The following is a 22,733-nucleotide window of genomic DNA, read 5'->3' on the forward strand; positions in this document are numbered from 1 at the left end:
CCAGTTGACATAAAACCAAAAGGTTGTATATGATTTAAATGAAACCAAAAGGTTGTATTTTATAATTAAAGGAGAGCATGAAAATGGAAACACTTCAGGATATTAAACAAACAGTCATACTTAATGCGCCAATTGAAAAAGTCTGGAAGACAGTCTCTACATCGGAAGGGATCGAAGCCTGGTTTATGCCAAATGATTTTAAGGCTGAGCTGGGCTATGAATTTCATATTCAGTCCCCATTTGGTCCGTCCCCGTGTAAGGTCACAGAACTGGATGAACCTAATCGGCTTTCTTTTAAATGGGATACAGACGGATGGTTTGTATCTTTCCTTTTGAAAGATTTGGGCGGCAAAACTGAATTTACTCTGATACATGGCGGCTGGAAACAGTCAGATGAACTGGTTGCGAAAGCTCAAGCTGAGAGTGCGGTTATCCGTGAAAGAATGTCTCAGGGATGGACTGGAATTCTTGCGAAGCTCGGCAAGGTTGTTGAGGAATAATGGGTGCATCTGCCAGGAAACATGATGTGTTTCAGGCAATCGCCGATCCAACGAGGAGAGAAGTATTGAGACTGCTGGCTGAAAAAGAACGCCCGATCTCAGAGATAAGTGCTCATTTTCCCATAAGCCGGACCGCCATATCAAAACATCTTCATATTCTTTCTGAAGCTGAGTTAGTAAAAGGGAAAAAGTCAGGCAGAGAAAGAATCTACCATCTCCAGCCTGAGCCGCTTACAGAATTGAAGCAATGGCTGTCCTATTATGAACAATTCTGGAATAATAAGCTGCAAAAACTTAAATATATAGTTGAAGAAGAAAATGAGTGATGCCCTGGAAAAAGAGCTTCTGCAGCTCTTTTTTCTTTTGTATAAAAGTAAGGTCTTTCTTCTTAAAGATATAATATAATGATATTTGTGTTTAATATTTTGTGAAGGAGACCTTAGGATGTATCAGACGTTTACTTTTCAGGAGAAGATCAGGCAAATTATGATCATGTTAATTCCTATTCTAATTACGCAGCTTGGCATGTTTGCAATGGTCTTTTTTAATACGATCATGTCGGGCAGATATAATGCCTCCGACCTTGCTGGCGTAGCGATAGGCTCCTCCATTTGGAATCCTGTTTTTACCGGGCTAAGCGGGATATTAATGGCTGTATCTCCGATTGCGGCTCAAGCGTTTGGAGAGAAAAAGAACAATGAAGTTACTTCTATTGTAAAAAATGGAATATTTTTGGGCTTTGTTATTGCCTTTGCAGTCATCCTATTGGGTTCATTTTTGCTTGACCCGCTGCTTGATAGCATGAATCTGCCTAATGCAGTGGAAGCAACGGCTAGGGGCTATCTTGTGGGACTCAGCTTTGGAATCATTCCTTTATTCATATTTAATGTTTTAAGATCTTTCATCTATGCACTCGGCAAAACGAGAGTTGTGATGGTGATTTTGTTTTGTTCGCTTCCAATCAATTTCTTCCTGAACTATGTCCTGATATTTGGCTATTGGGGATTTCCTGAATTAGGAGGAGCAGGAGGAGGTTATGCAACTTCTTTTACTTACTGGTTCATCCTTGTCATGACTGCTTTTATTATAAAAACAAAAGAGCCTTTTTCAAGCTATGCGATATTCAGGGGTCTTAATGATTTTTCATGGGATAATTGCAAAGAAATCTTAAAGATTGGAGTACCCATGGGATTGTCAATCTTTTTTGAAACGAGTATGTTTGCCGTGGTGACCATCTTAATCAGCAAGTTTAATGTGACAACTATTGCCGCTTATCAGTCTGCATTAAACATTGTTTCCTTCCTGTATATGATCCCAATCAGCATTTCCATGGCGCAGACAGTGTTAGTCGGATTTGAAGTAGGTGCAGGCAGGTATAAGGATGCAAAGTCCTACAGCTGGCTTGGCATCTATTTAGCTGTATTGATTGCCTTGTTTACTGGGCTGCTGGTCGTATTTTTCCGCTATGAAGTTGCAGGTTTTTATTCTACTGATAGTGCTGTTATTGCCTTAACTGCCCATTTTCTAATTTACGCTCTGTTTTTCCAGATTTCTGATGCCATCCAAGCTACTGCACAAGCTGCATTAAGAGGATATAAAGATGTGAATATTTCTTTTGTTATTACATTGATTGCCTATTGGCTGATCTGTCTGCCTGCTGGCTACGTTCTTGCACATCATACCAGCCTCGGGGCAACTGGTTATTGGCTTGGCCTTACATTCGGGCTTCTTGCTGCAGGTGTTTGTCTTTCAATGAGGCTCATCTTTATCCAGAAGAAGAAATTTATCAATGAAGAAATACGGGAAGCTGGCTAAAAACCGTCCTGCCGATTATTGCGGCATTGACGGTTTTTTTATTGTTGAGTTTTTTTGACTTCTTCCTGACATATTGCACCGATATAGTAAAGTCGAGGTTAAGAATGCTTGGCCTTGAAAATGATCAGGAGGCATAGTAATGAAAAAAACAATCATTGGTTTTAGCCTTGCAGGTTTATTACTGGCAGGGGGGTATGCAACAACATCTTTTGCAGCAGATACAGAAGCTTCTGCAGAAAAAAAGGAAATGAGAGGCAGTCATGGGCATGGCAAAGATGGCAGCATGAAGCAGCGGGTATCTAAAGAAGATCAAACTGATACAAGTACAGATTCAGGTTCTTTGTAATAGTTTTAAAAATCCTCGTGTACAAATTCGGGGATTTTTCTGTATAGTTAACTTATTGGAGGAAGGTAATATGAAAAAGATCCTTGTGGCAGAAGATGAATTGGCTATTTCCAAAGTTTTAAGCGCCTATTTGCATCGAGAAGGGTTTGAAGTTCTAACAGCATATGACGGCAGCAATGCCCTTGAGCAATTTTTCAATCACTCACCTCAGCTTGTGATCCTGGATATCATGATGCCTGGCATGGATGGCTGGAGTGTGCTCGAAAAAATTCGTGAAAAAAGCGCATGTCCTGTCATCATGCTTACAGCGCTGGGGGATATTGATTACAAGTTGAAGGGCTTGAATACAGGTGCAGATGATTATATTTCAAAGCCTTTTATCGGGGATGAGGTTATTGCACGTGTGAATGCCGTATTGCGGCGATCAGCAAATGTGTACATGGATGAACATATAAAGCAATATGGAAGCTTAACGATAAATTTTGATGCGTATACCATTTTCCTGAATGGCAAGGAAGTAAGTTTGACTCCGCGGGATTTATCTTTGCTGCTGTTTTTGGCAGAAAGGCCTAACAGAACTTTCACCAGGGATCAGCTGATTGAACATGTCTGGGGAATGGATTATGACGGAAGCGACCGTGCTGTCGATTTGGCCGTAAAGAGGATACGGCAGGCATTAACGGACTGGCCGGAAACAGAAGGTGAAATAAGGACGCTCAGAGGAATGGGGTACCAATTCCATGTTTATGAAAAATAACAAAAGAACAACACTTCTCCGCTATTGGACAACCCGCTATCTTTTTACGCTTGTCATCGGACTTATCATACTGGCAGCAGGATCTATGTGGTGGATCAGGCAGACAACGCTTGAAAACCGGCTGAATTTGCTGCAGTACGTTGCTGTTGAAACAGCAGATCGTGTCGTGCAGCAGGACGGCGGCATCGAATTTGATCCATTTTTTAACAGAATGCTGGAGGAAAGAGCGAAGCTGCTGGAATTTAAGTTTGATCCCCAGGTTTTTATAAGCGATTTAAATGGCCAAATATTATATAAAAGCTCTGGACGTATGCAGAGAAATAACCAGGCTGGTCCCAATCTCGGAACTCTGCCTGCAGATTTGCTTGAGAACCAAAAGGACGTCCAAAAACTGGATATACAGGACGGGCAGGCCGTGTATGCGGTCAAGTCGGATATAACATTCGATAATAACCAGGTTGGATGGGTCGTAGTGGTTCAAAGCGCAGATGATTTGACGAACGTAAATCAGGAATATTCCCTGTTATTTATCATGCTCACAGGATTGGGGCTTCTTGGATGGAGTGTCATTTATTTTCTTTCCAGGAAGATTTCGAGGCCCATTCAGGAAGTAGCTCAAGCTGCCTCGAAAGTCAGCGAAGGTGACTATAAAATCGATCTGAAAGCCAGTGCCAATGAGGAAGAGATTCATAATTTAATCATATCGTTTAAAGAAATGACAGAGAGGCTTATGCACCTTGAAAAACTTAGGGCAGAATTGCTGGCTGGGGTCACACATGATTTGAAAACACCTGTCACATCTATAAGCGGTCTAATTCAGGCAGTGCGTGATGATGTTGTAAGCGGTGAAGAAAAAGAGGAATTTCTTGATATTTCTTTAAAAGAAGTCAGCCGATTGCAGAAAATGATTGAGGATTTACTCGATTTCAATTCACTTTCGTCCGGTGCTTTTTCAATCAGGCCCGAATACTGTGATATGAATAAGCTCGTGAAAGATATTGTAAGGCAATGGGCACTAGCACAGAAAGGCAACTTTCACTATAGAGTTGAAGTGCCCGCTGAAACCATCTGCAGATCAACAGACCCGTACCGTCTGCAGCAGATTATGATTAATTTGTTGAATAATGCTTATCATGCCATTGATGAAGATGGCAGCATTACTGTTATATTGAGTGAGAGATTTATTGAAGTTCATGATAATGGATCAGGAATAGCCGAAGAGGAGCAGCCTTATATTTTTGAGCGTTTTTACAGGGGTGAACAGAAGAAGCTGAAAGTAAGAGGGCTCGGCTTGGGGCTTCCTTTCAGCAAACTGCTGGCTGATGCTCTGAACGCAAATTTATTTTTAAAAGAAAGTTCTGCAAAAGGCAGTACATTTACGATTAAGTGGGAAGAAGAAGGGTAGGTATAAGCGGGGAAGACTTGCTTGCCTATCCTTTTTTGGAGGTGAATAAAAAACTCTGCACGATAAGATGCGGAAAGCTGAATGGATTTTGGGCTCGCAGACGGCAAATTTCAGGAGCTATTTTACATGGATTTTTGCATATTAAATAAGGGTTTAACTGAAGCATATACATTTTTGACTTCGAAATAATCTTGAGGGTAGAATAATAATGTTCTTTAAATAGATGACTAGACAGCAGTGTATGTATAAAAAGAGGGGGCATTCGATGGAGACTAACTCTTCCAAGTATGAAATAAATGTAAATGGATCTTTATTCGATTGGGATTTGGATGATGCAACGTTTAGATTTGAGAATGACGAAGTGGTGGTATTTTGGGTTAACACAGCTTTCAAGACACTGCTGGACTCCATTGAAGAAATCTCAGGTGAAAAGTCGGCCGAGCTTGTGCTAGAAACAGCAGGGTACCGTACAGGGAAAATTGTCAGCAAATTTTATTTGGAATCAAATAAAGAAAAAGAAGAGATTATAAATCATCTCCCCAATATTTATTTAACTGCCGGCTGGGGGAAAACAGATATTGTTTCCTTCTGTCTTGAAGAAATGAAAGCGATTGTACGTGTTAAAAATGGCTGGGAATATAAGATTAATGTTGCTCAAAAGAAAGAAACAGAAGGCACTTTTTTGCCTGGACATTGGGCAGGTGTGTTAAGCGGACTGTTTGAAACAAATATATGGTATAAAGTGAGGCAAAGCCAGGTCCAGGGAGATCAGTATTCCGAATTCGAATTTTTTGAATCCGAAATTACACCTTCCCAGAATATTAGCGCAAGGATAAGAGAGCAGACTCAAAGCGCCCAGAAAGAGCTGGAAAAGGAAATTGCTGAGCAGACCAGAGTATTGTCAGAAATCATTAAAGAGATTTCTTCTCCTATTATACCTGTAATCGACTCCATTTTGGTCATCCCTTTAGTGGGTAGATATGAAGAGCTGCGGGCAGAGGAATTGCTAAACAGAACATTACTGAATCTTCCCCGATATAAAGCTGAGTATTTAATACTGGACTTAACTGCATTAAAGGGTGTCGATCAATATACTCTCGATTTCCTGAAGAAATTCGTCAGAGCCGCTTCACTACTGGGCAGCAACTGCATATTTGTCGGGATTTCACCTGATCTTAGCCTCCAAATAATAGAGAGCGGAAATAAAGAAACACAAATTCCATGTTTTTCTATTCTGCAGCAGGGAATCACCCACGCACTAAATCAATTGGGATTGGAGATTTCTCCTAAAAAATAAAGAGTAAAAAACCAGCATTTAGGGCCAATGCTGGTTTTTTACTGCTTATTAATGCAACTATCCTTTGACGATATTTCCATCTGCTGGTATCGGATGAGCTTTTAACATTCTAGCAAAATGTATTAAATTATAGGCCATTATTTTGGCATGCTGTCTTGTGAAGTCATTTTCATAGCCCTTCGCTTCTATGAAAGATGGCCCAGGTCCTGCTTCTCCCACCCAATAGGTGTCAACATTTGGCGGGATGGTGAATCCCATATGGGAAAGAGAATATAACACTGAACGGGACACATGCTTGGCGCCATCTTCATTGCCAGTCACGACAACCCCGCCAACCTTGTTGTAATAAATATACTGGCCTTTTTCATTGGTTAGACTGCTGCCTCCATATAATCTTTCAATTACTTTAGTGGTGATGCTGCTTTGCTCGCCAAGCCAGATGGGAGAACCAATGATAAGGATATCTGCTTCTTCAACCTTCTTAAAAATATCCGGCCATTCATCCTCCTGATCCACAGCTTCAGAAGTAATGCCATATCCAATCTGAAAGTCTGCAGCTGTAATGACCTCTGTTTCCACTTCTGTTTCATCAAAAAATTTAATAACCTCATCTATAAGTGCACCTGTATTGGAAGGTTCACTGCTCTTTTTAAGTGTACAGTTTAAAACCAAAGTCTTAATTGTCATAATTTATTCAACTCCCTTTCTATTGTCCACTACTCTTAATTCCCTTTACTTTCGTTCAAAAACAATAAAATAAAGGAAATGTGATGATTTTAACGAATTACATAAATTGGAATGAGTTTAAGGGCTGATGAGAAACTAGGAGATGACTGCTATGGATCATTTTAGGAAAGAAAGGAAGACTTCATCCTTCATTAAAAGAAAAGGTGATTGCAGGGTCAGGACATTTCGTTTTTGAGCCGAAAGAACAGATAGAAAGTATTTTCAAAGATTATTTTGCAAGCCTTGACATAAAAAGGAGGACGTAGTGAAGATACGAAAAATTGATCATTCAGAGCCCCCTCCTATAAATCTGCTTTTATTGGCAGATCCTTCAGTTGAATTTATTGAGGATTATGTAAATCGAGGGGAAACATATATTGCTGAACTAAACGGAGCAGCAGTCGGCGCTTTTATCCTTCTTGCCACAAGGCCAGGAACCTGTGAGATTGTTAATATTGCCGTTAGTGAAAAATTTCAGGGAGAGGGCATAGGCAGAAAACTTCTTCAGCATGCAATAGAGCTTGCTTTTCAAGGTGGAAATAAGACCCTTGAAATTGGTACGGGGAATTCCAGTATCGGGCAGCTGGCTCTTTACCAAAAATGCGGTTTTAGAATCACTGGGGTCGATAGAGATTTTTTTGTGCGGCATTACAAAGAAGATATCCTTGAAAATGGAATTCATTGCCGGGATATGATCAGACTGTCTATGGATTTACCATTAAAGTGTCCCAAATAATTAGGAACGGCAGGGAAAAGGGCAAACTTAAAGCTGATTTCATGAATGTTATGCTTTAATGTGTTACGTTAAAATTAGATCAGTCAGAAAAGGAGTGTTTGGGTTTGCGTGAAAAGGAAACTTTAAAGGAAGACATTCTGAATGCTTATCAATTCAGGCATGCGACAAAGGAATTTGATCGAAATAAAGAAATCCCCGAAGAAGATTTTCGATTTATATTGGAGACAGGCCGTCTGTCACCAAGTTCATTTGGTTTTGAACCATGGCGTTTTGTGGTTGTTCAGAACCAGGAGCTCCGTGAGAAAATTAAGAATGCCTCCTGGGGAGCATTCGGTAAATTGCCTGAAGCAAGCCATTTTGTTTTAATTCTGGCAAGAACGAAAAAAGATACTAAATATGATTCCCAGTATCTGCAGGATCATTTCAGAAATACCCTGGGGATGCCGGAAGAAATGATGGAAAAATATTTGCAGCGGATTGAGGAATTCCAGAAGTCCGATTTTGATCTTCTGGAAGGAGACCGCCCTCTCTTTGATTGGGCCTGCAAGCAAAGCTACATCGCACTTGGGAATATGATGACCGCTGCTGCACAAATTGGCATAGATTCCTGCCCAATTGAAGGTTTTGACATTGCAAAAATGAATAAGCTGCTGGATGAGGAAGGTTTACTTGAAGAAGGAAGCTTCGGGCTGTCGGTAATGTGTGCTTTTGGGTACAGAGTGAAAGACCCAAGGCCGAAAACACGCAGACCATTCGATGATATTGTAAAGTGGATTGATTAGGAAAAGAGCTTTGACTCTTTTCCTTTTTAGTTTTTTAAAGGAAAATTCAGCTCAAAGAGAGAACAATACTTTTGAAAGATGGTGGCTGGTTATTTTTCTTATATTCTGGCTTACTTTTTAATAAATGAGGTGTAATCTATGAATCTAGTGATGAAAAGTGACTTAGCTGAGAGGCTGGACCAGGCAGAGACAGATGTGCTGCACTCCAAATTGACGGCTATTAAAAATCGGGATGGAAACCCAATGGGCGTGGAAATCGAAAGAATTGGCCAGACAACTGCTTTTTATGCCAGGAATATTCCGGGTCCATCCTTCAATCTTGTAAAAGGATTTAACGAAGCTGATGCCGAAGTACTGGATCAAATAGTCGATTTTTACCTGGGAAAAGGAATCCCAATTCGATTGGAGATCACACCATCAAACGGATCATCAGATTTACTGAAGATGCTTCATCAAAAAGGATTTTATCAATGTGATTTCCATACCACTTTGTTTGCGGAGCCTTCAGATCTTATGGACTTTCCCATTCATGCTGGTATTGATATACGCAGGATGCAAAGAAAGGATTTTGGTCTTTTCGGTGAGGTGTATACAAAAGGATTTGGCATGCCTGGATTCCTTAGCCAGGGTATAGCTGAAAATAATAAGGTGCTTTATGACAATAAAAACTGGGTTTTTTACCTCGCATTTGTAAACAATGAACCAGCTGGAATAGGTGCCATTTTTATGGAAGAAGGGGTAGCAAATCTTGCGGCTGCTGCTGTTTTGCCTTCATTCAGAAACAGGGGAGTACACAGCGCACTTATTCAAGCCCGCATTTATCAGGCGATTACAAATAATTGCGAGCTGGTGACAGGTCAGGCAAGGTTTGGTTCAGCAAGTCAGAATAATATGGAAAAAGCAGGTTTGAAAATTGGATATACAAAAGCAATCTGGATAAGGGAATAAAACCATACATGATTTGACTTTAATCACCAAAGTATTTTCTAGTTTAACAAAGCAAGGTGAAGAGGTAAACAATAAATATCCCAGTGGAAGAGTCCTCACTAGGATATCGTTATCAAAAGTGGAAAAAATACGGTTACAGAATGGAAAGACTAGGAGACAATCATGATTAGAATACAAGCTGTTAATAAAAAAAATGAACTGCAGAAAGATCTTACATTTGAGACGCTGAAAGCAGAGTGGGAAAGTTATAAGTGGTTTTGGGTTGATTTTGATCAGCCAACCGAAGAGGAAACAGCTGAACTCGACAAGACTTTTCATTTTCATCCCCTGGCAATAGAGGATTGTGTTGTCAAACTCCAGCGCCCCAAAATGGATTATTATGAAGACTACAGCTTTTTTGTCACCCATAGCTTGAATCCTATTAACGAAGAAAAGCAGGAAATCAACTTTTTTATTGGTTCAAATTACATAGTATCGTACCACCATGAACTCTCCAAAGAAATGAATGATGTTTGGGAAAGGCTGAGCCTAAGTAAGAAAATTAATAAATGGGACCCCTATCTGGTCATGTACCATATCATTGATAAAATAGTGGATAATTATTTTCCCATCGTTTATCAGCTGGAAGATCGTTTGAGTCTCATTGAAGATAATCCAAATGATGAAACTATGGAAGAATTATTGGAGAAATTATTTGATATCCGCCATCATTTATTGCAGATAAGATATACTGTCATTCCGATGCGGGATTTAATATACCGTGTAATTAATTCCCATAGACTTAAAGGGGTAAAGGAAAGATACGAATACTTTGCTGATATTCATGACCACTTATTGAAATTGACTGAAATGATTGATGGAAACAGGGAATTGACGACCGATATCCGTGACAGTTATTTATCGATCAACTCCCATCAGACAAACCGGGTGATGAGAGTCCTTACCGTGATAACCACCATTTTTATGCCATTAACCTTCATAGCGGGCGTTTACGGAATGAATTTTGAAAACATGCCGGAATTAACATGGAAATATGGATACTTTGAAACGCTGTTTTTAATGTTTATTATTGCCTTAGGCATGTTTTGGTGGTTTAAGAAGAAGGGCTGGTTTCGGTAAAAGAATAATGAAAGCTTTGCCTGAAATTATTGGCAGAGCTTTTTTATTGGAATTTTGTTTTGAGGAAGGGAGGAGAACTTTTACTTATATTGAATGTTAATGTATTAGATTCGCTAAGAAGGGAATTTGTTTGATAAATTAAAGAAACGGGTGAACGGGAATGGATATTTTCGAGGTTAAATCGATTGAAGCATATAAGGAAGACCTGTCTAAACTATTGATTAAGGTGGTAAATGAGGGAGCGTCAATAGGGTTTCTGCCCCCGCTTGAACATGTAGATGCAGAGGAGTATTGGGGAAATTTATTAAAAAACGATGATGTGGTTTTATTTTTAGCTGTAATGGATGGGAAAGCTGCTGGAACAATCCAGCTCCATTTATCTCAGAAAGAAAATGGAAGCCATCGTGCGGAAATTGCAAAATTAATGACAGACCCCTCCATCCGCAGAAAGGGTCTGGGACGCTTGCTATTAAAAGCGGCAGAAGATAAAGCGAAGCAGGATGGCCGAAGCCTTCTAGTGCTTGACACTAGAGAAGGTGATGTTTCCAATATCCTTTATCAATCAGCAGGATATGTTAAAGCAGGCATCATACCAGGCTTCGCTCAGTCTGCCCAAGGCCAACTGGAGGCTACAGTGATTTACTATAAAAATCTAAACATCACTTTTGACACAAAAAATCCAAGTTAATAGAATGCTGCTCTTAATTTTTCATTTATAATGATAAGGTATATTATATTTAACAGATGTATTTCTATTTACAAAGGAGTTTATATGATTAATTTCTATCCGCTGGGAGTTTTAAATGAGAGTAAAAACCGGGAGTCGGCACAGCTTTTCTGCGGATTTATGCAATCCGAACAAGGTATGTCTAAAATGGAGCAATACGGTTTTTCTAACCAGCTGAAATGATTCAATCCGAATACTTTTGGTCACCGGTTAAACTCTCATTAGAAATTGCCTCTATATCGCTTCTCGCTGTTTTAGTGATAGGGGTTTTTGCTGCAAAACTGATGGCAAATCGGACATTTAAAGGCCAGGCAATTATTGATACTTTACTGCTTTTACCATTGGTCCTTCCGCCTTCCGTTGTAGGATTTCTGCTGATTGTGGTTTTCGGAAAGCAATCTTTTGTCGGCCGAGGGTTTGAATGGCTGTTTAACGGGCCAGTCATTTTCTCGTGGTGGGCTGCTGTTATTGCAGCGGCCGTTGTAGCCTTTCCTCTGATGTATCAATCTGCCAGGGCAGGTTTTGAATCCATTGACAATGAGATTGAAGACGCCTCAAGAGTCGATGGTGCATCTGATTTAAAGGTTTTTCTGTATGTAACGATGCCGCTGGCTTCTAAAGCCATCATGACAGGAGCAATATTAAGCTTTGCAAGGGCAATAGGAGAATTTGGGGCCACATTAATGTTTGCAGGCAATATTCCCGGAAAGACACAAACACTTCCCACCGCGATCTACGTTGCTATGGATTCAGGGGATATGGAACTTGCGTGGATGTGGGTTATAATTATATTGCTGATATCAACTTCCATGCTTGTGTTTATGAATTTTATAAAGAAACGATTTTAGAAAGGCAGATTGCAGTCAAGTGCAATCTGCCTCTTAATCTTTTATCAGCTGGTACAGTCTAAACATATCATCTCTGCTGAAGATTTTCGGAACAGGATACAGGGGATTGGCTTCCATTAAGGCACGTTCAGCCATGAGTGGAATGTCACTGTCTTGAATTCCACTCACTTTTGGCGGAATCCCCATTTTACTGTTAAGGGATTTTATGCTGAGGATAAAGTTCTTTGCATTTTCTTCAGCCGAATCTGCTGCATCGCCGATACCAGCGGCCACTGCCAGCTCAGCCAAAGGATTCCACACTGCCTCTCCATAATGCTCCAGGACATATGGAAGGATGACGGCATTTGCCAAACCGTGAGGGACTGAATAAAAACCTCCGAGCGTATGGGCAATAGCATGAACATTGCCAACATAGGCCCTGGTGAAAGCCAGTCCTGCGAGATAGGCAGCTTTTTGCATATTGGCTCTTGCCGTCAGGTTTTCACCATTCTGGTATGTTTCATAAAGATTATCATAAATTAGCCGGACTGCATCCATGCTGAATTTTCTAGTCTCTGCTGTATTGCTTCTGCCAATGTAGGCTTCGATGGCATGGGTTAATGCATCCATACCGGTTGCAGCTGTTATATGAGGAGGCATTTTTAATGTAATCAACGGGTCAAGAACTGCATAATGCGGGATTAGGTTCAAATCAATGATCGCATATTTTTCATGTGATTTGGTGTCGGTAATGACCGCTGCAACAGTGGCTTCACTTCCAGTACCTGCTGTGGTCGGGACTGCATAAATGGGAGGGAGCTCTTTTCTAACCTTAAATTGGCCTTTCAATTGTGAAATGCTTTTCTCTGGCCTCGCAACTCTTGCACCAACTCCTTTGGCGCAATCCATCGGAGAACCTCCGCCAAAAGCAATAATCCCCTGGCAATTATTCTTTTTATAAACTTCCAGTCCTTCTTCAATATTAGTAATTGTCGGATTTGGAATGGTTTTATCATATATAAAAAATTCAATGTTCTTTTTCTGTAAATTTGACAGCAACTCATTCATTAGGCCAAGAGCACTGATGCCGCTGTCAGTTACAATCAGAATTCTGCTGATGTTTTTATCTTTAATAACGTCAGGAAGTTTGTCCAGGCTATTTGCACCTTCTAATAATTCCGGTTCCCGCCATGGCAGAAAAGGCGATGCCAGCTTGAAGATTTTTTGATACATTCGGCAGTATGCATTATACATCCCCTCACCTCTAATTTATTGAAAAATTCTAATATTGCAATTCATATATACCTTTATGTTAAAGAAGAAGTCAATATGCCTAATGAAATAAAATGTTCAGTGCGTTTTCGCTGCAGAATGAAGAAAGAGTTCTTCAATCCGGAAGATTGACACAATCAAAGAAGTAATTTATAATTATCTCGAAATCAAGATAAATTAATTCGAGGTATTGGCAGGTGATAATATGAAAAGGTCGTGCCCTAACCCGGCATTCCTGATTCTCATGCAGACATCCAAGTCCATCCATGAATGCATTAAGGACAGTATCACCAATTATAGTCTTAGCATGACCGAATTTGCAGTGCTGGAAGCTCTATACCACAAAGATATGCAAACGATACACGAAATTGGTAAGAGGATATTAATTACGAGCGGCTCGATGACTTATGTGATTGATAAGCTTGTGGAAAAGGGATATGCCAAACGGATCGCATGTCCGAATGACCGCCGGGCGATTCATATTGGTTTAACTGACAAAGGCAATAAGTTATTGGAAGAGATTATGCCAAAACACCAGCAATGGGTGAACTCTTTTTTTGAAGAATTGAATTCAGCTGAGCTGGATCATTTAATAAATTTACTTCAAAAAGTGAAAAGACGAACAGAGATTTAAATCCTGGTTTAATATCTTGAAATAAAAATATTTGAATTGTAATGAGTTTTATTGGCTGAATTTAGGTTACATTAAATAGGAAGAGGTGTAAAAAGTGGGCAGAAAAACTAGTGGGATCCATCATATCACTGCCATCGTCGGCCATCCGCAGGAGAATGTCGATTTCTATGCAGGAGTACTAGGTTTGAGAATGGTCAAGCAGACCGTGAATTTTGACGACCCCGGCACTTATCATCTGTACTTTGGCAATGGAGAAGGAAAGCCGGGGACAATTATTACTTTCTTTCCATGGGCAAATGCCTTCCATGGAGTAATAGGGGATGGCCAGGTTGGGGTCACTTCCTATGCCATTCCCAAGGGTGCCCTTGGATTTTGGCAAGACAGATTTAAGGAACTCAAAATTTCTTACACAATAGAAAAAAGATTCGGAGAAGAATCAATAAAGCTTCTTGATCCGCATGGCCTCGTATTAGAAATGGTAGAAAGAGATGAGGGAGAGCCTAATACATGGTCTTTTGGAGGCATCACTCCTGATGTTGCAATAAAGGGTTTTGCTGGGGCGACTCTTTATTCATCCCAGCCTGAACAAACGGCACATCTGCTTGAAAAGGTAATGGGCCTTGAACGCATTGGAGAAGAAGGAGAAATGATCCGGTTCCAATCCTCAGCCCAAATCGGCAATGTCATAGACCTGAAAAAGATTTCCGGCAAGCGCGGCCAGATGGGTGTCGGCACTGTCCATCATATCGCCTGGCGGGCAGAAGATGACGAGGATCAATTGGAGTGGCAGGAATATGTGAGGTCAAATGGCTATGGCGTCACGCCAGTCAGAGACCGGAATTATTTTAATGCCATTTATTTTCGGGAGCAAGGGGAAATTCTTTTTGAGATTGCAACCGACCCTCCTGGATTTGCGCATGATGAATCACCTGGGAAAATGGGAGAGAAGCTGATGCTTCCTGAACAATATGAGGATATGAGAAATCGCATCGAGCGGAAATTAATCCCTTTTGAAGTTAGGGAACTGGATTAAAACGAAGAGGGGAAGATACTATGAAACATATTTTTCAAAAAGGAAAAGATCCTTCTAGACCTGTATTATTGCTGCTTCACGGAACGGGAGGTACAGAGACTGACCTGCTTCCGCTTGCAGGGCATATTGATCCGGAGGCCTCTGTTCTAAGTGTGCGCGGAAATGTGCTGGAAAATGGCATGCCGAGATTTTTCCGCAGGCTCGCAGAAGGTGTCTTTGATGAAGAAGATCTTGTTTTTCGCACAAAAGAATTAAACGGCTTTTTAGATGAAGCTGCACAAAAGTACGAATTTGAGCGTGAAAACATTGTGGCAATTGGCTATTCAAATGGAGCTAATATTGCAGGAAGCCTATTATTCCATCATGAAAACTCCTTAAGAGCAGCGATTCTGCACCATCCAATGGTTCCAAGGCGTGGTGCTGAATTGCCAGATCTAGGCGGAACATCAGTATTTATCGCTGCAGGAACCAATGACCCGATATGTCCTGCCGAAGAATCCACTGATTTACAGTCTTTATTGGAAAGTGCAGGAGCGAAGGTCGAACTTCACTGGGAAAGTTTTGGTCACCAATTAACCATGGGTGAGGTTCAGGCTGCAGCCCGCTGGTATAAACAAATATAAAAATAGTTAATCTAATGAATTAAAAGGGAAGAGAATGAAAGAATAGGCGGTGCAGACATGGGTATCCTATCAAGGTTATTTGGAAATTCAACTAAAAAGGAGACGATTAATATGGAAAATGTAAAATTGGCAGTCATTTTTTACAGCATGGGCGGAACAAACTATCAATTATCTAAATGGGCGGAGGAAGGCGGCAAAGAAGCTGGTGCGGAAGTTAAAGTTTTTAAGGTTCCAGAACTGGCGCCGCAATCAGCAATTGAAGGCAATCCTGCATGGAAAGCAACTGTCGAGGCGACAAAGGATGTGCCTGAAATTAAGCCGGACGATCTTGAATGGGCAGATGCCATTATATTCAGCGTACCAACCCGTTTCGGCAATATGCCTTCCCAAATGAAGCAGTTCCTTGATACAACTGGCGGTCTTTGGGCGAAAGGAAAGCTTGCGAATAAGGCAGTAAGCGCAATGACATCAGCCCAAAATCCGCATGGCGGCCAGGAAGCAACTATTCTTTCGCTTTATACTACCATGTATCATTGGGGTGCGATTGTGGCTGCTCCTGGCTATACAGATCCGGTTCTCTTCGGAGCAGGCGGCAATCCATATGGAACAAGTGTAACGGTTGACCAGGATGGAAAAATGATCGAAGATGTGAAGGAAGCTGTTAAGCATCAGGCGAAAAGAACTGTCACAGTTGCCGGATGGGTTAAAAAAGGTAATCAATAATCATAGAGGGAGCAATTGTTCTGCAATTGCTCCCTTTACATGTAAAGGGGAGAAATGGCATATGGAAAATGAGGAGATAACTAAGCGGGAAATTGCTTCTATCAGGAAGGTAAATCTGCAGGAGCATAGCCCGATTCATGCAGCAGGCCCTGTGATAGAACCAGGGAATTGGGAAAAGTTTGACCCATTCCTTCTGATGATGGAGGATAAATTTCAAAAAGGCGCGTTTGACGTCCATCCCCATCGCGGTATAGAAACCGTTACTTATGTCATTGAAGGGACTATTGAGCATTTCGATAGTCATTCCGGTGAGGGAGGCGTGTTAGGGCCTGGAGATGTTCAATGGATGACAGCAGGCAGCGGGGTCGTTCATAACGAAGTGCCATCAGAAGGAATAACGGCCCATTCGCTGCAGCTGTGGATCAATCTTCCCAGCGGGAAGAAAATGACAGCGCCAAGATATCAAAATCTTAAAGGCAGTGAAGTTCCTGTCAGAGAGGAAGAGGGCGTTATTTTTAAAGTCTTCTCCGGTTCTTCAAAGGGGGTTGTATCACCTGCCTTAAATCATGTGCCTGTAACGATGGTTGAAGCAAGGATGAAAAAAGGCGCGTCAGCCTCGCAAGACTTGCCTGGAAGCTACAAAGGCTTCATCTATATTTTAGAAGGCAGCGGGACTTTTGGAGAAAATGAAGCACATGCAGCAAAAGGCCAGGTCCTTGAATTGGGAAATGGCGGGGACGCAGAAAGCGAAATTTTCGTTAAAGCCGAAGAGCCTTTGCGCTTTTTACTATATGCAGGCGAGCCAGTCAAAGAAAAAGTTGTTGCACGTGGACCGTTTGTTATGAACACTGAAGAAGAAATGCGAACCGCTTATAAGGAATATATGGAAGGAACCTTTTTAAAATAAGAATATGGGTGAGGAGCAATCATATGGTTGCTCTTTATTGTTTTTGAGGTATGCTTTCAGAAGGAAATTACCTGTTTTTAGAGAAGTACTAATCAAATCCAAATAAGGAGCTGGGCTATTATGTACGAAGTAAAAACAAAAGAGAACGATAACAGTGTAATTGAATTTATAGAAAAAGTTGAGAGCCCTAAAAAGAGGGAGGATGCATATAGGCTGCTGGATATCTTTACAGAAACGACCGGTTATCAGGCAAAAATGTGGGGACCAAGCATCATTGGCTTTGGTTCGTATCATTATAAATATGCAACTGGTCATGAAGGGGATGCACCACTTGTTGGCTTTTCGCCAAGAAAGGCAAAAATTAGCCTTTATTTTGCACCTGGGGATAAAAAAAGAGATGAATTGCTTGAAAGGTTTGGGAAGCATACAACTGGAAAAGCTTGTGTTTACATAAATAAGATTGCAGATATCGATGCAGAAGTGCTAAAGGAATTAATTGTTCAATCAATAGATTTTTTAAGGGAGACTTACCCGGAATAATAGGAAGTCCAGCATATAAATATTCTCGAACCCATGCGGCAGAATTGCAAGATTCATCCGGCTGGTTGCTCAAGGGGCATTCAGTTTGTACAAAACAGATTCCGTCCGCCAGGTAAATGGCTGGCCCGATGCCATTGGAGAAGATATTGTATTGACATGGAGACTTCTTCAGAAAGAATGGAAAGTGTATTTTGAGCCGCTGGCTGCAGCATTTACGGATGTTCCTTCCAATCTATCACACTTTGCAAAGCAAAGGTCCAGGTGGGCAAGGGGAATGATTGAGGGCTTGAATGAAATTAAACCATGGAATCAGCCCCAAATTTACACAAAATACTTAACGGGCGTAAACCTGGTTATGCTATATCTGGACATGGTGTATACTTTTTTCTGGATCCCCGGATTGATGCTGGCATTCTTCGGTTATTTCTGGATAGTTGGCCCGATGACCTTGTTTGTCTTGCCGCTTACCATTTTAAGTTACGGTATTTTATATATGTATCAAAAGCATTATGTTTTTAAAAATCTGAATCTGAAAGTAAGAAAAAATATATTAGGGTTTTTTACATTTATCCTTTTCTATCAGATGATTATGTCGCCCATATCTGTATGGGGGTACTTTCAGGAACTTTTCAAGTTAAAGCGTGTTTGGGATTGATCCTTCGCTGCGGTAAATGGCGGAGGTTTTTTTGGCTTTTTTAATGCACATTTTCCTGAATCGTTCTTATAATATTGAAGAAAAATGAATTGCAGAGTTCTTTTTATTGCTTTTGGTTTGCATTGGAGATAAAATGTTTACCAAAGTAAACTTTTTAAGATAGGCGCATATACTTTTAGTAATCCTAGATATATATTTTTTTAAGGCAAAAGTTGCCCTGGAGAAACTTTTTGGCAACCGTGAAAAAGGAGAGAGTGAAATGTCGCAGGAAGTATTATTTGCATTAGGTCTCACATTGTTTGCCGGCTTAGCGACAGGTATTGGCAGTTTAATGGCTTTTTTTACTTCTAGAACGAATACGAAGTTTTTATCATTGGCACTTGGCTTTTCCGCAGGTGTAATGATTTATGTTTCCATGATTGAAATCTTTGTAAAAGCTAAAGATGCACTTGTAGGAGCCTTAGGTCAAGTAAACGGCAACTGGGCAACTGTTGGAGGTTTTTTTGGGGGAATAGTCCTTATTGCACTAATTGATCGGTTTATTCCTAAAAAGGATAATCCGCATGAAGTAAGAACAGTTGAAGAGATGAATGATGCAGGCAAGGTCGTCGAAGATCCGGCACTCTTAAAAATGGGGACCTTTGCCGCTTTGGCGATTGCGATTCATAACTTCCCGGAAGGAATTGCAACTTTTACATCTGCGCTTCAGGACCCATCGCTTGGAATCGCCATTGCGGCGGCTATCGCAATCCATAATATTCCAGAGGGGATTGCTGTCTCAGTTCCTGTCTATTATGCCACTGGGAGCAAGAAGAAGGCTTTTAAGCTCTCATTTTTATCAGGGCTGTCAGAGCCAATTGGCGCATTTGTGGCATACTTGATTTTAATGCCATATTTAAACGATGTAATGTTTGGTGTCATTTTTGCCGCAGTTGCCGGAATAATGGTGTTCATTTCTCTCGATGAATTATTGCCGGCTGCCAAGAAGTATGATGAAGCCCATACCTCCATTTATGGTCTAGTGGCAGGAATGGCTGTCATGGCGCTCAGTTTGCTGCTGTTTTTATAACAAAGAAAAGCAGTCTCCTATTGTGCAGGAGGCTGCTTTCTTCATTAATGAGCTGTGCCTTTGTCAAAGTTGCTGCCGCTGACATCGGCAATATTTTCTATAGCCACTAATGCATTCGGGTCGATATCTTCCACAATCGAACGAAGCGTAGATAATTCAATCCGTGTTACGATGGTATAAATGATTTTTTTCGGCTCCCCCGTAAAAACACCCTGGCCCTGAATATAGGTCATTCCCCGCCCCAATTGCTTCATAAGCTCTGCAGAGATTTCTTCAGGCATATCGGAAATGATCGTAACCGACTTCAGCTCTTCCATACCTTCCACAACGATATCAATCATTTTATAAGCAATATAGTAGGTAATAATGGAGTACATGGCAGTTTCCCAGCTGAAAACGAGGAAGGCCGCAAGAATAAATATAAATACGTTGACAATCATAATAAATTGGCCGACAGACACTGGTCGCTTCTTGCTGACCAGGATGGCGATGATTTCTGATCCATCCAAAGCTCCGCCAGTTCTGATCACAAGGCCGACCCCTGTACCGAGAATAACAGCTCCAATGACTGTCGCTAAAAATAAATCATTGGTTACCGGCTCAAAATGATGCAGGTAAGCGGTACTGGCAGATAAAACAATAACACCGTATAACGTATGTATCGTAAATTTCATTCCTATTTTACGGAAGCCAATATAGAGAAATGGCAGGTTTAAAACAATCAGGAATATACTCATGGTCATCCCGGTCAGTTCAGCAGCGATAATGGAAAGACCGATAACCCCGCCATCGAGAATATTATTGGGAACGAGAAAAAACTCAAGTCCTGCCGCTGCAATCACCGCACCTATCGTGATCATGATGAGCTGTCTTATCTCTTTTAACACCCGTTTTTTCTTTGTCATTGCCATATAATCAAGCCCTTCTTTTTTTAATACTTTCATATTATAGCACTTTATAAGAAAAATTTTTAAGCAGGAACCACTCAGCTGCAAAAGAGGAAATAAAACCACAAGTGTTGAATGTAATTAAGCGGATTAAAAAAAACGAGGTAGATATATGACTGCTGCTTACGTGGATTGGGGCGGAGCAAGGATAAAATTAACCTGGAAGGAGGCAGCATATCCTCCAGAGAGTGAATATATTACGAGCGCCCATGGGATTTGCTTTTTAGAAGGAAAGGTTTTATTAGTAAATTTGGAGAACCGGGGGTGGGATATTCCCGGTGGACACATCGAAAAGGGTGAAAGCCCCGAACAATGTTTTAAGAGAGAAGCCATGGAAGAAGGCTGTGTGGTAGGGCAGTGCACACAAGTGGGATATATTATCGTTGACCATAGCGAGAATCTGCTGTGGACTGAAAGAAGCGCATATCCCCAAATAGGCTATCAGGTTTTTTATCATATGGACATAGAAAGAATGTTCGACTTTAAAGCCCTTTATGAGTCATCAGAAAGGATGCTGGTCGATCCTCTGCAAATAGCTGATCTTTCCGAGGGATGGCATGAAACACTTGCTGAGGCATTAAACTCCGCAATAAAAAGGAGATCCTTCTTATGATGAACCATAAGGAAAAAGAGCAGGGCTGCTCCTTTTTCCATTATGAACCGTTTTTATTCTGTGCCAGTTTTTTTCGGTCTTTTGTGCCGGGCGGCTTTTCCATCCAATGATGTTTAATCATAATGTCTGCTCCAGTTTTGGCATATTTGGCAATTTCAATGGACAAGCGTTCATAATTCATTGCCAGATCACTGCGCTGGCTGGCAGCTGCTGCTGTTGCATAATTTCCGGTTCCCGCTGCACTGATTAGACTCATATGGAACATAATCAGCTTATCTGAAAAAGTCTGTGTAACCGAATTGCTGACACTGACATCAGGCAGACGGGGGGTTGGAATATCATTTTGCAGCAGAATATCTGTAAAGATTTTAATATGTTTATTGGCTATTTCTGCACCTCTGAGCATAAAATCTGAAACCTCTTTTACTGGTGAGGTCTGAGCAAAACTGAGGCTTAAGTTTACCCCCATGGCATTGGTCATGACATTCATATACAGATGTGATATTTCTATTGCATTTAATGGTCTTTTATTGGACAAAGGATTCAGCCCGCTTTAATAACTCTTGCTGTCTATATATTCAGTCACAGGGGGCGTTTCAATAGAAGGGTGCCTTGCCAGCAGGCCTTTGGTAAGGGCAATACGGGTTGACTTATTATATAGAACGGAAGTTTCTTGAAGCCCATTTGTAAAATATTCACATATATCTTCCCTTGAACTCATGGAGAGAAAGCCGGCATAAGAAATTAGACCTGTCCGAGCCATATGGTTTATATACGTTAAGCAGAATATATCAGAAAAGAGCCATGGGGCAGACATAATGACATCGTTATCAGAAAAACCATTTGGCACCGGCAGCTCACTCTGCTGAAAAAACCTGACAAGTTTTTTTAAATGGGTTGCGCTCAAATCATATGCGTATTGGACTGCTCCCTTAATTTCTTTGTCCTTCAGATCTTTAAGCATAAACCCTAAAATGCACTTAGCCATGCTGTCATTCATATAGGAAGTCCACAAAGATGCAATTTCAGCTGCTGTGAGCCGTGTCTTATTCTTCTGCATTGGATTGCCTCCATCGTACGATTAGTAACTATGATTGATATTTTTTCCTTTAATGTGGTTCTTATTCTATTTCGTAAAGACTGGATAAAGAGTCATGAATCAGCTTTGGAAAGGAGTCTGATTATTTGAAAAGAATTATGGTGATTGGGATTTCAGCAGGCGCAGGAAAATCAACCTTTGCCAGAAAATTGGGTGAAAAAACAGGCATTGAGGTACATCATCTGGATGCTGTTTTCTGGAAGCCCGGATGGGTGGAAAGCGGACTTCAGGAATTTTCGGATGCCCAGCGTGAACTTGTGAAAAAACAGCAGTGGATTATTGAAGGCAATTACAGCAATACTTTTGAAATCAGGTCAGCTGCGTGTGATACGGTCATATATCTGGAACTTCCCCTGTATCTCTGCCTGTATAGGGTATTGAAGAGGTGGCTGACCAATCTTGGTAAAACCCGGCCTGATATGGCAGCCGGGTGCAAAGAGAAAATGGACTGGAAATTTATTGAATTCATTCTGACAACTTACGGACCCCGCAAAAAGAAAATGGCTGAACGGCTTGACAGATTTGCAGCAGAAGGTAAAAAAGTTATAGTATTGAAAAATAAATCGGATATTGATTCATACATAGAAGATTTTGATATTAAGACTAACAATGCTTCATAGAATACAAAAACCC

At 40.9% G+C, this 22,733-nt stretch carries 26 protein-coding genes and 2 pseudogenes; 24 read left to right on the plus strand and 4 right to left on the minus strand.

Annotation, left to right across the window (positions count from 1 at the left end):
- Positions 1-83 precede the first annotated feature (83 nt).
- The 7 genes from QUF73_00605 to QUF73_00635 all read left to right on the plus strand — a co-directional run bounded on the left by QUF73_00605 (position 84) and on the right by QUF73_00635 (position 6,120).
- The gene (locus QUF73_00605) at positions 84-500 is read left to right on the plus strand and encodes an SRPBCC domain-containing protein (GenBank protein MDM5224706.1); all 417 of its coding nucleotides are present in this window, start codon (positions 84-86) and stop codon (positions 498-500) included.
- Positions 500-826: a metalloregulator ArsR/SmtB family transcription factor gene (locus QUF73_00610; GenBank protein MDM5224707.1), complete on the plus strand. Its 327-nt coding sequence runs from the start codon at positions 500-502 to the stop codon at positions 824-826. Before QUF73_00605 ends, QUF73_00610 begins: the two co-directional genes overlap by 1 nt.
- 118 nt (positions 827-944) lie before the next feature.
- Positions 945-2,315, plus strand: a complete 1,371-nt coding sequence (locus QUF73_00615; GenBank protein MDM5224708.1) for an MATE family efflux transporter — start codon at positions 945-947, stop codon at positions 2,313-2,315.
- Between the two features lie 139 nt (positions 2,316-2,454).
- Positions 2,455-2,661 (plus strand): hypothetical protein, encoded by a 207-nt coding sequence (locus tag QUF73_00620; protein ID MDM5224709.1) that lies wholly within the window; start codon positions 2,455-2,457, stop codon positions 2,659-2,661.
- Positions 2,662-2,731: 70 nt separating this feature from the next.
- Entirely contained in the window at positions 2,732-3,418 is a 687-nt protein-coding gene (locus tag QUF73_00625; GenBank protein MDM5224710.1) for a response regulator transcription factor, read from the plus strand.
- A complete protein-coding gene (locus tag QUF73_00630) occupies positions 3,402-4,823 on the plus strand; it encodes a HAMP domain-containing sensor histidine kinase (GenBank protein MDM5224711.1) in 1,422 nt (473 codons plus the stop codon). Before QUF73_00625 ends, QUF73_00630 begins: the two co-directional genes overlap by 17 nt.
- A 265-nt stretch (positions 4,824-5,088) precedes the next feature.
- Entirely contained in the window at positions 5,089-6,120 is a 1,032-nt protein-coding gene (locus QUF73_00635) for an STAS domain-containing protein (GenBank protein MDM5224712.1), read from the plus strand.
- 57 nt (positions 6,121-6,177) lie between these two features.
- Here QUF73_00635 and QUF73_00640 read toward each other — a convergent pair whose 3' ends face one another.
- Entirely contained in the window at positions 6,178-6,807 is a 630-nt protein-coding gene (locus QUF73_00640) for a flavodoxin family protein (protein MDM5224713.1), read from the minus strand.
- A gap of 304 nt (positions 6,808-7,111) precedes the next feature.
- On the opposite strand from QUF73_00640, the gene QUF73_00645 reads away from it, so the two are divergent.
- From QUF73_00645 to modB, 7 genes are all read left to right on the plus strand, one after another.
- On the plus strand, positions 7,112-7,582 hold the full coding sequence (locus QUF73_00645; GenBank protein MDM5224714.1) for a GNAT family N-acetyltransferase: 471 nt from the start codon (positions 7,112-7,114) through the stop codon (positions 7,580-7,582).
- 104 nt (positions 7,583-7,686) lie between these two features.
- A complete protein-coding gene (locus QUF73_00650; protein MDM5224715.1) occupies positions 7,687-8,364 on the plus strand; it encodes an NAD(P)H-dependent oxidoreductase in 678 nt (225 codons plus the stop codon).
- Positions 8,365-8,502: 138 nt separating this feature from the next.
- Positions 8,503-9,312 carry a GNAT family N-acetyltransferase gene (locus QUF73_00655; protein ID MDM5224716.1) on the plus strand — a complete coding sequence of 270 codons (810 nt, stop codon included), beginning with the start codon at positions 8,503-8,505 and terminating at the stop codon, positions 9,310-9,312.
- A 162-nt stretch (positions 9,313-9,474) separates the two neighbouring features.
- A complete protein-coding gene (corA, locus tag QUF73_00660; GenBank protein ID MDM5224717.1) occupies positions 9,475-10,431 on the plus strand; it encodes a magnesium/cobalt transporter CorA in 957 nt (318 codons plus the stop codon).
- A 160-nt stretch (positions 10,432-10,591) separates the two neighbouring features.
- A complete protein-coding gene (locus tag QUF73_00665) occupies positions 10,592-11,119 on the plus strand; it encodes a GNAT family N-acetyltransferase (protein ID MDM5224718.1) in 528 nt (175 codons plus the stop codon).
- Positions 11,120-11,203: 84 nt separating this feature from the next.
- Positions 11,204-11,341, plus strand: coding sequence for a hypothetical protein (locus QUF73_00670; protein ID MDM5224719.1), 138 nt, complete (start codon positions 11,204-11,206; stop codon positions 11,339-11,341).
- Positions 11,338-12,006, plus strand: coding sequence for a molybdate ABC transporter permease subunit (modB, locus tag QUF73_00675; GenBank protein MDM5224720.1), 669 nt, complete (start codon positions 11,338-11,340; stop codon positions 12,004-12,006). Before QUF73_00670 ends, modB begins: the two co-directional genes overlap by 4 nt.
- Positions 12,007-12,039: 33 nt before the next feature.
- On the opposite strand, the gene QUF73_00680 is transcribed toward modB, so the two are convergent.
- A complete protein-coding gene (locus QUF73_00680; protein ID MDM5224721.1) occupies positions 12,040-13,239 on the minus strand; it encodes an iron-containing alcohol dehydrogenase in 1,200 nt (399 codons plus the stop codon).
- A 223-nt stretch (positions 13,240-13,462) separates the two neighbouring features.
- Here QUF73_00680 and QUF73_00685 point away from each other — a divergent pair, with 223 nt between their 5' ends.
- From QUF73_00685 to zupT, 8 genes and pseudogenes are all read left to right on the plus strand, one after another.
- Positions 13,463-13,891, plus strand: a complete 429-nt coding sequence (locus QUF73_00685) for a MarR family transcriptional regulator (protein MDM5224722.1) — start codon at positions 13,463-13,465, stop codon at positions 13,889-13,891.
- Positions 13,892-13,985: 94 nt separating this feature from the next.
- Positions 13,986-14,924: a ring-cleaving dioxygenase gene (locus QUF73_00690; GenBank protein MDM5224723.1), complete on the plus strand. Its 939-nt coding sequence runs from the start codon at positions 13,986-13,988 to the stop codon at positions 14,922-14,924.
- 20 nt (positions 14,925-14,944) lie between these two features.
- The gene (locus QUF73_00695; GenBank protein ID MDM5224724.1) at positions 14,945-15,547 is read left to right on the plus strand and encodes an alpha/beta hydrolase; all 603 of its coding nucleotides are present in this window, start codon (positions 14,945-14,947) and stop codon (positions 15,545-15,547) included.
- Positions 15,548-15,658: 111 nt separating this feature from the next.
- A complete protein-coding gene (wrbA, locus tag QUF73_00700; GenBank protein MDM5224725.1) occupies positions 15,659-16,270 on the plus strand; it encodes an NAD(P)H:quinone oxidoreductase in 612 nt (203 codons plus the stop codon).
- Positions 16,271-16,331: 61 nt separating this feature from the next.
- Positions 16,332-17,177 carry a pirin family protein gene (locus QUF73_00705; protein ID MDM5224726.1) on the plus strand — a complete coding sequence of 282 codons (846 nt, stop codon included), beginning with the start codon at positions 16,332-16,334 and terminating at the stop codon, positions 17,175-17,177.
- Between the two features lie 120 nt (positions 17,178-17,297).
- A complete protein-coding gene (locus QUF73_00710; protein MDM5224727.1) occupies positions 17,298-17,717 on the plus strand; it encodes a DUF1801 domain-containing protein in 420 nt (139 codons plus the stop codon).
- A gap of 61 nt (positions 17,718-17,778) precedes the next feature.
- A pseudogene (locus tag QUF73_00715) lies at positions 17,779-18,372 on the plus strand (glycosyltransferase family 2 protein).
- A 259-nt stretch (positions 18,373-18,631) separates the two neighbouring features.
- The gene (gene zupT / locus QUF73_00720; GenBank protein ID MDM5224728.1) at positions 18,632-19,441 is read left to right on the plus strand and encodes a zinc transporter ZupT; all 810 of its coding nucleotides are present in this window, start codon (positions 18,632-18,634) and stop codon (positions 19,439-19,441) included.
- A 44-nt stretch (positions 19,442-19,485) separates the two neighbouring features.
- Here the strand turns inward: zupT and QUF73_00725 are convergent, their stop codons facing one another.
- Positions 19,486-20,352 (minus strand): YitT family protein, encoded by an 867-nt coding sequence (locus tag QUF73_00725; protein MDM5224729.1) that lies wholly within the window; start codon positions 20,350-20,352, stop codon positions 19,486-19,488.
- A 148-nt stretch (positions 20,353-20,500) separates the two neighbouring features.
- On the opposite strand from QUF73_00725, the gene QUF73_00730 reads away from it, so the two are divergent.
- Positions 20,501-21,001 carry an NUDIX domain-containing protein gene (locus tag QUF73_00730; protein ID MDM5224730.1) on the plus strand — a complete coding sequence of 167 codons (501 nt, stop codon included), beginning with the start codon at positions 20,501-20,503 and terminating at the stop codon, positions 20,999-21,001.
- A 40-nt stretch (positions 21,002-21,041) separates the two neighbouring features.
- Here QUF73_00730 and QUF73_00735 read toward each other — a convergent pair.
- A pseudogene (locus QUF73_00735) lies at positions 21,042-22,061 on the minus strand (DUF3231 family protein).
- Positions 22,062-22,186: 125 nt separating this feature from the next.
- Here QUF73_00735 and QUF73_00740 point away from each other — a divergent pair.
- The gene (locus QUF73_00740) at positions 22,187-22,720 is read left to right on the plus strand and encodes a topology modulation protein (GenBank protein ID MDM5224731.1); all 534 of its coding nucleotides are present in this window, start codon (positions 22,187-22,189) and stop codon (positions 22,718-22,720) included.
- Positions 22,721-22,733: the final 13 nt, after the last annotated feature.

Source organism: Cytobacillus sp. NJ13 (assembly GCA_030348385.1).
Taxonomy (GTDB): domain Bacteria; phylum Bacillota; class Bacilli; order Bacillales; family Cytobacillaceae; genus Cytobacillus.